General features: G+C 64.2%; 10 protein-coding genes. 6 read left to right on the forward strand and 4 right to left on the reverse strand.

The window, feature by feature from the left end; genetic code table 11:
• The first annotated feature begins 128 nt into the window (after positions 1–128).
• Complete coding sequence (locus I6F33_RS04220; protein WP_008546178.1) at positions 129–311, forward strand: YdcH family protein; 183 nt, start codon at positions 129–131, stop codon at positions 309–311.
• A gap of 146 nt (positions 312–457) precedes the next feature.
• Here the strand turns inward: I6F33_RS04220 and I6F33_RS04225 are convergent, their stop codons facing one another.
• Entirely contained in the window at positions 458–1,582 is a 1,125-nt protein-coding gene (locus I6F33_RS04225) for an NAD(P)/FAD-dependent oxidoreductase (protein WP_035998729.1), read from the reverse strand.
• 202 nt (positions 1,583–1,784) lie between these two features.
• Between I6F33_RS04225 and I6F33_RS04230 the strand changes: the two genes are divergently transcribed.
• The 5 genes from I6F33_RS04230 (at position 1,785) to I6F33_RS04250 (ending at position 9,150) form a co-directional block, all read left to right on the forward strand.
• On the forward strand, positions 1,785–4,469 hold the full coding sequence (locus I6F33_RS04230) for an EAL domain-containing protein (protein ID WP_225141196.1): 2,685 nt from the start codon (positions 1,785–1,787) through the stop codon (positions 4,467–4,469).
• Between the two features lie 138 nt (positions 4,470–4,607).
• Entirely contained in the window at positions 4,608–6,080 is a 1,473-nt protein-coding gene (locus tag I6F33_RS04235) for a glycerol-3-phosphate dehydrogenase (RefSeq protein WP_225141198.1), read from the forward strand.
• A gap of 169 nt (positions 6,081–6,249) precedes the next feature.
• The gene (locus I6F33_RS04240) at positions 6,250–7,422 is read left to right on the forward strand and encodes an ABC transporter ATP-binding protein (protein WP_225141200.1); all 1,173 of its coding nucleotides are present in this window, start codon (positions 6,250–6,252) and stop codon (positions 7,420–7,422) included.
• Complete coding sequence (locus tag I6F33_RS04245; RefSeq protein ID WP_225112931.1) at positions 7,419–8,333, forward strand: ABC transporter permease; 915 nt, start codon at positions 7,419–7,421, stop codon at positions 8,331–8,333. The genes I6F33_RS04240 and I6F33_RS04245 overlap by 4 nt, the downstream gene beginning before the upstream one ends.
• A gap of 4 nt (positions 8,334–8,337) precedes the next feature.
• Complete coding sequence (locus tag I6F33_RS04250; RefSeq protein WP_036041161.1) at positions 8,338–9,150, forward strand: ABC transporter permease; 813 nt, start codon at positions 8,338–8,340, stop codon at positions 9,148–9,150.
• Positions 9,151–9,266: 116 nt separating this feature from the next.
• Here I6F33_RS04250 and I6F33_RS04255 read toward each other — a convergent pair whose 3' ends face one another.
• From I6F33_RS04255 to I6F33_RS04265, 3 genes are all read right to left on the reverse strand, one after another.
• Positions 9,267–10,118: a carbohydrate ABC transporter permease gene (locus I6F33_RS04255; RefSeq protein WP_035998760.1), complete on the reverse strand. Its 852-nt coding sequence runs from the start codon at positions 10,116–10,118 to the stop codon at positions 9,267–9,269.
• Complete coding sequence (locus I6F33_RS04260; protein WP_035998764.1) at positions 10,115–10,987, reverse strand: carbohydrate ABC transporter permease; 873 nt, start codon at positions 10,985–10,987, stop codon at positions 10,115–10,117. Before I6F33_RS04260 ends, I6F33_RS04255 begins: the two co-directional genes overlap by 4 nt.
• Positions 10,988–11,083: 96 nt before the next feature.
• Positions 11,084–12,469: an ABC transporter substrate-binding protein gene (locus I6F33_RS04265; RefSeq protein ID WP_109142529.1), complete on the reverse strand. Its 1,386-nt coding sequence runs from the start codon at positions 12,467–12,469 to the stop codon at positions 11,084–11,086.
• Between the last annotated feature and the right edge of the window lie 16 nt (positions 12,470–12,485).

Raw genomic sequence — 12,485 nt, forward strand, 5'->3', positions numbered from 1 at the left:
TTCGTTACATATGAACTTTCAAAAATGACGCTGCAACGACGGATACCCATCGACAGGACGAATCGGTGATGTAGACTTGGTTGTCCGGATCGAATCCTAAAGGTTCAACCCTACCGAGGAGGTTTCGAATGACAATTCAGGCACATCTCGTTGAATTGGAACGGAAGCACAAACTTCTCGAAAACGAATTGCACGAAGCTCTCGTGCACCTTTCAACAGACGACCTGCAAATTGTTGAGTTGAAGCGCCGGAAGTTGATGGTCAAGGACCAGATCGAGCGTCTGAAGCAATCTGGCGACACGCTCCACTAGTAACCCCCGTGACAGTGTAGAGTTGATCACGTCCTTCACGCAGGGATGAGAGCATCCGTGCTCATCCCTGCTGCAAGGTGTGTACCGTGCAACACGGTTGTGCGGCGCTCACTCTTGCTTGGACCCGTGGCTCTCGACGCGCACACTTATCCGCTTCTCGAAACACTGTCGATATCTGCGAGCTCGGCGACGTGATCGGCGATCGCGAGCGAGGACGTCAGTCCCGGCGATTCGATGCCGAACAGATTGATCAGGCCTGCAACGCCGTGATCGCGCGGGCCCTGCATCAAGAAATCCTGCGTGGCCACGGCCGGCGGCACGATCTTCGGGCGGATGCCCGAATAGCTCGGCATCAGCGCGCCGTCAGGCAGCGTCGGCCAGTATTTGCGGATCGCGGGATAGAAGCGCTCGGCGCGTGACGGATCGACCTCGTAGTCGATCGTCTCGATCCATTCGACGTCAGGCCCGAAGCGCGCCTGTCCTGCCATGTCCAGCGTCAAGTGCACCCCGAGGCCGCCGGGCTCCGGCACCGGATAGATCAGACGCGAGAACGGCGCCTTGGCGTTGCAGCTGAAGTAGTTTCCCTTGGCGAGATAGGCCGGCGGAATCCGGTCCAGCGGCATGCCGTCGATGTTGCGCGCCACATGCGTTGCCGACAGCCCCGCGGCGTTGACGAGGAGGTTGCATTGCAGCGTCATCGGTGCCTCGCCGCCGGCATCGATCTCGATGAGGCCGGCCGCCGCCTTGGCACGGATCAGCGGGGTGTGAAACGCGAAAGCTGCGCCGGCGTCCTCGGCTTCGCCGCGCAGTGAGAGCATGTAGGAATGGCTGTCGATGATGCCCGTCGACGGTGACAGCAGCGCGGCGTCGCAGGCGAGCGCCGGCTCCAGCGCGCGTGCGGCCTCGCCCGAGAGCAGCTGCATGTCGAGCACGCCGTTGGCCTCGGCATGCGCCTTGATCGATTGCAGCTTCTCGGTCTCCTTCGGGCTGGTCGCGACGATCAGCTTGCCGCAATTTTTGTGCGGGATGCCGCGCTCGGCGCAGTAGCGGTACAGCGCGTGCTTGCCTGCCACGCACATGCGCGCCATCCAGCTCCCGGCCCGGTAGTAGATGCCGGCATGGATCACCTCGCTGTTGCGCGAGGAGGTGACGGTGCCGATCGCCTCGGCTTCCTCCAGCACGATCACCTCGCGCCCGGCCTGGGCGAGCTTCCGGGCCACCGCGAGCCCGACCACGCCGGCTCCGATGACGACGCAATCGACCCTATCCATGGTTGTGCAGGATACCAGTTGGAAGCACCGGTGGCGCACGGTCCGGATGCGGCGGCGCAGGCGGGGCTTCCGTTAAGAAGTCGTTTATCATGTCAGGGCAATTGCCGCATTTTATGTCACATTATTCTGTTGTGCCCACAGGCGTTTACCCGATCCAAACCCGCGAAGCCAGACAATCCGACGTTGAAATCGCGGGTGGCTGATGGCTGAGAAGAACTGGCACGTGGGCAGCACGCTTTGGATTGCTGTGCACGCCCTCCTATGCCTGGCCGTTACGGGCGCGCCTGCGCGCGCCTTTGCGGCATCGGACAGCCTTGCCGTTCCGGGCGATCTCACCAGGCTTGATCCCGGCGTGATCTGGGAAGCCCTCATCGCGGGCATCGTGGTCTGCTCGTTCCTCGCCGCGATCGGGCTGTGGATCCATTCCTCGCTGCGCCGGTCCAGCCGTTTGCAGCTGCGTCGCAACGCCTTCATCTCCTCCGCCATGAACAACCTCAACCAGGGCGTGGTGATGACGGATGCGCAGCGCCGCGTCATCTTCTGCAATGACCGCTATCTCGAGATCTATGGCCTGACGCGATCCGACCTCCGGCCCAACATGACCGGTTGCGACATCCTGAGGCTGCGCCGCGAGCGCGGAGTGCTCGGCGTCACCGATGACGAATTTTACCGGAAGGCATCGAGCGCCAATGGCCTGACCACGGAACTGCCGGACGGACGGGCTATCCTGGTGAAGTATTTCGTGTTGCCGAACGGCGGCTCGGTGGCGACCCATCTCGACGTCACCGAGCAGCGCAACCTGTCGCGGCAGCTCGCCTCCACCAAGCAGTTCCTGGAATCGGTGCTCGATCATGTGCCGGCCTGCGTGGCGGCCAAGAACATCGAGGACGGCTGCTACATCTTCGCCAACAGCGCCTATGAGAAGTTCTGGGGATTGTCGCGGGACTTCGCCGTCGGCAGGAATGCACGGGAGCTGTTTGCGTCGGCCTCGGCGGCCAGCATCGAGGCCGCTGACCAGGCCGCGCTCAATTCGCCGGATGGCCAGCACCGCAATGAGTTCGAGGTGGATCGTGCCGGCGCGCGGCGCATGGTCGCCTCGATCCGGATCGTGGTCCGCAACGAGAGCAACAAGCCCGAATTTCTGCTCATCCTGTTCGAGGACATCACCGACCGCCGCTCGCTGTCGCAGGAGCTGGAGAGCACCAAGAAGTTCCTCGAGCTCGTGGTCGACAACATCCCGGTTGCGCTGATCGTGGAGCAGGTCAAGGACGGCCGCTATCTGCTCGCCAACCGCAGCGCGGAGACGATCCTCAACCGCAGGCGCGAGGAAGCCACCGGCCTGACCGCGTCCGACATCTTCAACGCCAAGGAAGCCAGGCTGATCGTCGCGCGCGACGAGGCCGCGATCAAGAAGCGCGGGATGATCACCGAGGAGCATCCGATCTCTACCAAGAACGGCCTGCGGCTGTTCCTCACCCGCCGCGCCACCGTGGTCAATGATGCCGGCGAGCCGCAATATCTGATCAAGACCCACGAGGATGTCACCGACCGCCGGCAGACCGAGTCGCGCATGGCGCACATGGCCTATCACGACGGCCTCACCGATCTGCCGAATCGCGCGGCCTTCCTGCAGGCGCTGACTCAGATGATCGAGGCTTGCGAGGGCACGGACGAGGAGTTCGCCGTGCTCTGCGTCGACCTCGACGGCCTCAAGGAGGTCAACGACGTCTTCGGCCATGCGCTCGGCGACAAGCTCCTGATCGAGGTCGCCCATCGGCTCCAGGATTCCGCACGCGGCGGCGTGGTGGCGCGCCTGTCCGGGGACGAGTTCGGCCTGATCATCGACGGCAAGCAGCCCGAGGCCGGCCTCGCGCTGGCGCAGCAGATCGGCGAAGCCGTCGCGAAGGATTTTCAGATCGACGGCCGGCCGGTCCGCGCCGGCATCACCACGGGCATGTCGGTCTTTCCCCACAATGGCACCGATGGCGCCTCGCTGCTCGCCAATGCCGGCGCGGCGCTGTTCCGCGCCAAGCAGAAGTCGCGCGGCACGATCAGCCTCTACCAGCCCGAGATGGACCAGCAGATCCGCGACCGCCGCGTGCTGCACCAGGACCTCTCCATGGCGGTCAAGAATGGCGAGCTCTCGCTCGCCTTCCAGCCGCAGGGGGCCGCGGGCCACAGCGTCGCCGAGAGCGAGATCATCGGCTTCGAGGCGCTGGCGCGCTGGCAGCATCCGGTGCGCGGCCAGGTTTCGCCGGCCGAGTTCATTCCCATCGCCGAGGAGAGCGGCCTCATCGTCGAGATGGGCGAGTGGATCCTGCGCGAGGCCTGCCGCGAGGCGGCGTCCTGGCCGAAGCCGCTGCAGGTCGCGGTCAATCTGTCGCCGGCGCAGTTCATGCACGGCGACGTGGTCGGCCTCGTCCATTCGATCCTGATCGAGACGGGCCTCGCACCCGGCCGGCTCGAGCTCGAGATCACCGAAGGTGTTCTGATCGAGGATTTCGATCGCGGCCTTGCGCTGCTGCGCCGCCTGAAGGCGCTCGGCGTGCGCATCTCCATGGACGATTTCGGCAGCGGCTATTCTTCGCTGAGCTATCTCCAGGCGTTCCCGTTCGACAAGATCAAGATCGACCGCGCCTTCATCATCAATCTCGGCCGCAACCCGCAATCGGCGGCGATCGTGCGCGCCGTCATCGACCTCGGCCACGGCCTCGAAATGTCGATCATCGCCGAGGGCGTCGAGACGCTCGACCAGCTCGCCTTCCTCGCCAAGGAAGGCTGTGACGGGGTGCAGGGCTATCTGCTCGGCAAGCCGTTGCCGATCGGCAAATATGCCGGGCTCGTCGGCCGCGCCGAAGCCATGGAGCTTGCGCTGAAGACCGGTTAGAGCGTTTTCGAGCGAAGTGGACAGCGGCTCGCGTCAAGAAAACGCGTCAGAATATGAATCTAGAGCCACCGTTCCGATTTCATCGGAACGGAAATCGCTCTAGTGGATGGGAGTGCTTCGCTCCCATTCGACGGCTTCATGGCGGATTACGACCTCGCGATCATCGGCGGCGGCCTGAACGGCGTCAGCCTCGCCCGCGATGCGGCGGGCCGCGGCCTGCGGGTGATCCTGTTCGAGCAGGGCGATCTCGGCGGCGCGGCGTCGTCGGCCACACCGCGGCTGATCCACGGCGATCTCTCGGTGCTGGAGCGCCGCGGCTTTTGGCGGGTGCGCCGGGCACTGGCCGAGCGCCGGACCTGGCTCGCCATCGCGCCGCATCTGGTGCGGCCGATGCGTTTCGTGATTCCTGCACATGTGGACGAGCGTCCGCCGTGGCTGCTGCGGGCCGGCCTGTTTCTTTATGATGTCCTCGCCGGCCGGAGCGGCCTGCCCGGATCGACGACCCTCGACATCACCCATCACCCGGTCGGCAACGCGCTGAAGCGCCCGTTCGGCACGGCGTTCGAATATTCGGACTGTATCGTCGACGATTCCCGGCTTGTCGTGCTCACGGCGCTGGACGCCGCCGAGCGTGGTGCGACGATCCGGACCGGGGCGCGCTGCGTGCGTGCCGACCGAACCGACATCTGGCGGCTCGCCGTGGTCGATCGCGGCCACCGCCGCTCCGTTACAGCAAGGGCGCTGGCCAATACCAGTGGCGGCTGGACCTCGATCGTCGCGGAGACCGTCCTGCGCCAGCCGCAGCCCGCCGCGACGGCCATGCAGATGAGCCAGATCATCGTGCCCAGGCTGTTCGATTCAGACAATGTCTACGTGTTCCAGAACAGCGACGGCCGACTGATCTTCGCAAGCCCGTTTGAGCGCGCGTTCACGCTGATCGGCACAGTCACGCACGATTTCACCGGCGACCCCGCCATCGTGGCGGTGCGAGGGGCCGATGTCGGTTATCTCTGCGAAGCGGCGAGCCGCTACTTCCGCGAGCGCGTCGCCCCGACCGACGTGGTCCGGACGGTCTGCGGCGTCAATCTGAGGCCCGCGTCCGCGCGGCAACGCGAGGGCACAACCCTGTTCCACGCGCGCCGGCGCAAGGCACCGCTGATCACGATGTTCGGCGGCGACCTCACCACCGCGCGCCGGCGCGCCGAGCGGGCGGTGACGAGGCTGACGCCGTTCTATCCGATGTCGCCGCCCTGGACCGCCGGCGCAGCGCTGCCAGGTGGAGATTTCGCCTGGGATCGTTTCGACACCGAGGTCGACCTCGCACGCGAGCGCTGGCGCTTTCTGTCCGAGCCGGAAGCCCAGCGCCTGGTCGCGGCCTACGGCTCGCGATTGGCGGCCGTGCTCGGTGAAGCAAGGACGCGCAAAGAGCTTGGCCCAGCCTTCGGTCCCGAACTGACCGGCGCGGAGGTGCGATATCTCATGACCTGCGAGTGGGCGCGTTTTCCGGATGACGTTCTGTGGCGCCGTTCCAAGCTGGGCCTGACAATGCCTGCGGCGGACCACGACGCGCTGGCGGCGTTCATGGCAGATCTGAGCCGGGCACTGGTGTAGCCCGGATGGAGCGAAGCGAAATCCGGGAGAGTCTCTGCGCCGGCGAACAGCCCCGGATTCCGCTTCGCTCCATCCGGGCTACGGCGGCGCGATGTAAGTTTTCCCCGAACCGGTTGAGCTAAACACGATCGGCCGCTAGCGTGCGGCGGAATCGGGGTTGGCAGGGACCATGGCGGAAGAATTGCCCGGGATGAACGTTGCGGCTGAACCGGCTGGCGGAGACGCATGTCCGGCGGCCGGCCAGCCGCTGCTGCGCATCGAGGGCGTCGCCAAGACCTTTGGCACGTTCCGCGCCGTCGACGGCGTGTCGCTCGATATCAAGGCCGGCGAGTTCTTCGCGCTGCTCGGCCCGAGCGGCTGCGGCAAGACCACGCTCTTGCGCATGCTCGCGGGCTTCGAGGCGCCGGACGAGGGGCGTATCCTGCTCGGCGGCAAGGATATCGCGCAGGCGCTGCCGCACGAGCGCCCGATCAACATGATGTTCCAGAACTATGCGCTGTTCCCGCATCTGTCGGTACGCGACAACATTGCCTTCGGCCTGAAGCGCGCCGGCATGCCGCGTGCCGACATCGCCACGCGCGTGGCGGAGATGGTGGCGCTGGTCAAGCTCGAGGGATTGGAGAAGCGCAAGCCGGACCAGCTGTCCGGCGGTCAGCGCCAGCGCGTGGCGCTCGCCCGCGCATTGGCGCGCCGCCCGCAGCTCCTGCTGCTCGACGAGCCGCTCGCAGCCCTCGACAAGAAGCTTCGCGAAAACACGCAAGCCGAGCTGATGGAGCTGCAGCGGCGGCTCGGCATGACCTTCATCATCGTCACCCACGACCAGGAGGAGGCGATGACGATGGCGAGCCGGATCGGCGTGATGAAATCAGGCAAGCTCGCCCAGGTCGCGAACCCCCGCGAGCTCTATGAGGCGCCGCGCTCGCGCTGGATCGCCGAGTTCGTCGGCGACATCAACCTGTTCGACGGCGAGTCAAAATTGCGCGACGGTCATCGTCTGGTCATCGGCACGCGCGATGCGGGGGCGCTGGTGGTGGCCGAGCCGCGCGAGGCCGTCGGCACCGGAAAACTGGCGGTCGCGATCCGCCCCGAGAAGGTCAAGCTGTCGCGGCGCGGCCCGGTCAATGAGGCCGGTCGTGAGACGGCGATCAACACCCTCGAGGGCGTGATCGCGGACATCTGCTATCTCGGCGGCACCACCACCTATAAGGTGAAGCTCGACACCGGCGGGATGCTGCAGGCGTCGGTCGCTAACAGCGCGCGGCTGGACGTCGACGCCTACAGCCTGAACCAGCATGTCGTCGCCTGGTTCACGCCCGACGATTGCGTGGTGCTGCAATCATGAGCTCGCGCCGCATCTTCGCAAAGCCGGCGCGCTTCGCGGCCATCGCGCCCTATGTCTGGATGGTGCTGTTCTTCCTGGTGCCGTTCGGCTTCGTGCTCAAGATCAGCCTGTCGCAGACCGCGATCGCGCAGCCGCCTTACGAGCCGGTGTTCGACCTCACGGCGGGATGGGACGCGCTGAAGGCAGCGTTCGCTGCGCTCTCGGTCGACAATTTCAAGCTGCTCGCCTCCGACGACATTTACGTCTTCGCCTATGTCCGCAGCCTCACCGTCGCCCTCACGGCCACCGCGCTGCTGCTCCTGATCGGCTATCCCATCGCCTACGGGATGGCGCGGCTGCCGCAGCGCTGGCAGGCGGTGGCGATGGTGCTGGTGATCGTGCCGTTTTGGACCTCGTTCCTGATCCGCATCTACGCCTGGATCAACATCCTCCAGCACGACGGCCTGCTGAACCAGGTCCTGCTGGCGCTGCATCTGGTCAGCCAGCCCGTAGTGTGGCTCTCCACCGACACCGCGATGTATATCGGCATCGTCTATTCCTATCTGCCGTTCATGATCCTGCCGCTCTACGCGACGCTCGCCAAGATGGAGCCGGTGCTGGAGGAAGCGGCTGCCGATCTCGGCGCGCCGCCCTGGCAGGTGTTCTGGCTCGTCACCTTCCCGCTGTCGCTGCCCGGCGTCGGCGCCGGCGTGCTCTTGTGCTTCATCCCGATCGTCGGCGAGTTCGTCATTCCCGACCTTCTGGCCGGCTCCAATTCGCTGATGATCGGCCAGACCCTGTGGCTCGAATTCTTCACCAACAAGGACTGGCCGGTTGCCTCGGCTGCCGCGATCGTGCTGCTAGTCGTGCTGCTGGTGCCGCTCTTGCTGTACGAGCGGCTGCAGAAGCGGCAGCTGGAACAGGGAAGGTAGCGCGATGCGCAAGGTCTCCCGCCTGTCCCGCTTCAACATCGCCTCGCTCGCGCTGGGGCTGGCGTTCCTCTATTTGCCGATCCTGATCCTCGTTCTCTATTCCTTCAACGCTTCGCGCCTGGTGACGGTGTGGGGCGGCTGGTCGCTGCGCTGGTATCATGAGTTGTTCAACGATCGCGCCATGATCGAGGCGGCCTGGATGAGCCTGCGGGTCGCTGTCGCCTCCGCGACGATCGCGACGCTGCTCGGCACGCTCGCAGCGGTGGCGCTGTCGCGCGGTGAACGCTTTCGTGGTCGCACCCTGTTCTCAGGCATGCTCTACGCACCGCTGGTGATGCCGGAGGTGATCACCGGATTGTCGCTGCTCTTGCTGTTCGTTGCGCTGAACGCCGAGCGCGGTTTCTGGACGGTGACGATCGCCCACACCACGCTCACCATGTGCTTCGTCACGGTGGTCGTGCAGTCGCGCCTCGGCTCGCTCGATCGCTCGCTGGAGGAGGCGGCGATGGATCTCGGCTGCAATCCCGTCGGTGCGTTCGTTGCCGTAACGCTGCCGCTGATCGCCCCTGCAATCGTCGCCGGCTGGATGCTGGCGTTCACGCTGTCGCTCGACGATCTCGTGATCGCGAGCTTCACCACCGGCCCAGGCTCGGCGACGCTGCCGATCCGTATCTATTCGGAGGTGCGGCTCGGCGTGAAGCCCGAGATCAACGCGATCTGCACGTTGGTGATCGCGCTGATCGCGGTGGTGATCGTGATCGCTTCGCTCGCCTCCAAGCTGTCGAGCTCGCAGGGCGAGAGCGCGGCGCCGCTGTAGGGGAGAGCGTCACTCCGGAGCGATACGCAGCATTGAACCATGGTGCGGAATGGCGCACCTGAGAAGCTCGAGATTCCGGGTCTGGTCCTTCGGACCATCCCGGAATGACAGCCCATTTACGACTTCACCGCACCCGCCGTGAGCCCGCCCACCATGTAGCGGCGGAAGGCGTAATAGACCGCGGCCGGCGGCAGCGCGTAGATGAAGCCCGTCGTCATCAGCAGCTCCCACGGCGAGTCGTCGGCGGCGAGGAAGTTGCCGAGCGCGACGGGAAGGGTGATGTCGCGGTCGTTCGACAGCAGCAGGAACGCGTAGAGATACTCGTTCCAGGCCAGCAGCACCGCATAGGTGCCGATCGCGACCAGCGAGGGCATCATCAGCGGCAAATAGACCAGGCGGAAGATCTGCAGCGTGGTGGCGCCGTCCATCACCGCGGCTTCGTCCAGCTCCACCGGCAGCTTGTCCGAGGCCTGCTTCAGCACCCAGATCGCGTAAGGCGAGGCGATCGTCACCATGGCCAGGATCAGCGACCAGTGATTGTTGAGCAGGCCGTAATTGCCCATCGTGCGATACATCGGGACCGCGAGGAACGCCGCCGGAATGAAATAGGTGAAGAGCGCGAGGTTCAGCACGGCGCGGCCGCCCGGCACCTTCAATCGCGAAATCGCGAACGCCGCGGCGGTCGCGATGAACAGCGTGAGCACGCCCACGGAGACTGCGATCAGCGTCGAATTCCAGAACTGGGCGTAGAAGTCGCGCAGGAAGTAGTGCTGCTGCTTGAACACGATTTCGAAGTTGTGCAGCGTCGGATGGTCCGGCCACAGCTTGCCCGAGAACGCGTCCTCCTTCGGGGAGATCGCGAACAGGAACATGTGGTAGATCGGGATCATCGTCCACAGGAAGACGGGAATGCCGATCAGCAGCAGCCGCGCTTCCGTCGCGACGTCACGGAGGGAGGGAAGCTTCATCGCGACAACCGTTTCATCATGAAGTAAACCAGTGGCAGGACGAACGGCATCGCGCAGACGATGGATGCCATCGCGAGCGAGAGCTGGTCGAGCCGAAGATAGCGGATGCCGAGCGTCGCCAGCACGTGCGTGAGGTCGGCAGGTCCGCCGCCGGTGAGCAGGTAGACGCTGTTGAAATCGCCCAGCGTCCAGATCATCGAGAGCAGCGTGCAGGTGACGTAGAGCGTCTGCATCGACGGCCAGGTGATGTAGCGGAATTTCTGCCACCAGCTGGCACCGTCGACCTCGGCGGCCTCGAACAGATCGTGCGAGATCGCAAGGCGCCCGGTGATCAGGATCAGCGTCCAGAACGGCAGCGACTTCCAGATGTGCACGGCGATCGCCATGCACAGCGCGACGGTCGGGTCGTTCAGCCAGTTCGGGCCGTCATCGCCGGTCAGGGAGAAGATGAAGTGGTTGACCATGCCCCATTCGGGATTGAGCATGAAGCGCACCGACAGGATGGTCGGGATCGACGGCACCGCCCAAGGCAGGATGAAGATCACCGACAGCCATCTGATCCAGGTGCGCTGCTGCGCGAAGAAGCCGGACAGGAACAGCGCAATCATCATCTTGATGTTGATGCCGACGACCAGGAAGATCAGCGTGTTGATTGCAGCGCGCGCGAAGATCGGGTCGTGATACAGCGCCACATAGTTCGCCGGATCGCGTGCCAGCCAGAGCCCGTAGCAGACGGGATAGACGACAAAGGCAAGGAAGACGAGCAGATAAGGTGTTAGCAGGAGGATGCCCCAGACCTGCGCCGGGGTCAGCCGCGACGACAGGGGCGGGCCGGGTATTGCCTGATCGCCAGAGAGCGTGATCGCCATTCTTTCGGACTCTTCAAAGAGAAGCCGGCCGCGAGACGCGGCCGGTGTTGTTGTTGTTGCACTCTCCCCCGCAACGCGGAGAGATGGGCGGACGACTCAGCCCGCGACCTGCTTGATGCGGGCGATGAGTTCGTCGACAGCCTTGTCGACCGGAACCTTCTCACTGACGACGCGGTTCATCGCCTTCGCCCACACGTTCTCATTGTTCAAGATCGTGAACTTCCAGTTCCTGGTAAAGTCGAACTGAGAGGTGCCGCCCTTGAACTGGGTGTAGACGGCCTTGCGGTGCTTGTCGGCCTGCCAGAACGGGCTTTCCTGGCTTTCTTTCGTCACCGGGAACCAGCGGCCGAGCGCGCCCTCGATGTAGGGACGGATGTTCTCTTCCTGCAGCAGGAAGTTGAGGAACTGCTTGCCCTCGGCCTTGTTCTTGGCCGCGGTGAAGATCAGACCCGTCTTGACGTCGGAGCGATACTTGATGGTCGAGCCATCGGGAGCCTTGGGGAAGGACGCCGTGACGATGTCCTGCTCATAAGCCTTCTTGCCGGCCTCGCGCTGTTCCGGCGTGAGGTTCTGGTTCTGTGACTCCTCGTACCATTTTGCTGCGATCGAGATCGTGAAGTTGTGGGTCATCACGATCGTCTTGTTGTGGAAGGCGACATTGTTGTCCGGGTCCTTCCAGGTGGTCGCGGAGGGCGGGGCGCAGCCCTTGGTGTAGGTGTCGGTGTAGTCCTTCAGCGCCTTGATCAGGCCGTCGCGGACCTTGGGGTCGTCGACCAGCAGCTTGCCGTCGTCGTCGACCAGCTTGACGTGGTAGGCGTCCATGAAGGTGTAGAACGATTGGAACGAGTCGGTGGATTCCACGCCCATCGGCTGGCCGACGGCATAGATGCGCTGGCCTGTGGCCTTACGGATCGCCGGCTGCACCTTGTCGCACCAGAAGCTCCAGTAGCCGGTCCAGTCGTTCGGGATGTCACTCTGCTTGAAGCCGGCTTTCTCCAGCATGTCGTTCCAGATCTGGACGTGCATGCTCTGCTGCTTCAGCGGGAAGCCGTAATAGGCCTTCTTCTTGGCGACGTCGTTGTAGAGGATCGAGGCGTCCAGCGTGTTCTGCACGAACCGGCCCTTGATCGGCTCCATGACGTCGGTGAGGTCCTCGAGCTTGCCCTCATAGGCCCACTTGCCCTGTACCTGCACGTCGTAGCTGTCGGAATAGGCGACGTCGGGCACGGTGCCCGCATCGAGCGCTGCGACGGTCTTCGGAATCATGTCCTGGATCGCGTATTGCGACAATTCGACCTTGATGCCGGTCTTGGCTTCAAACTTCTTGATCGTCTCGGCGAGCGCTTCGTCCTCGGACTTGTAAAAGCCTTTGACCCACCAGACCGTGATCGTCTTCTGTTGTGCAAATGCGGGCGCAGTGGCGGCAAACAGCCCAACCGCAGCGACCGCCAATGAAACTGCGCCAATAACCTTGGATTTCACGTTTTTCTCCCTCAAA

Origin of the sequence: Bradyrhizobium sp. BRP20 (assembly GCF_020194215.1) — a bacterium.
GTDB lineage: Bacteria > Pseudomonadota > Alphaproteobacteria > Rhizobiales > Xanthobacteraceae > Bradyrhizobium > Bradyrhizobium yuanmingense.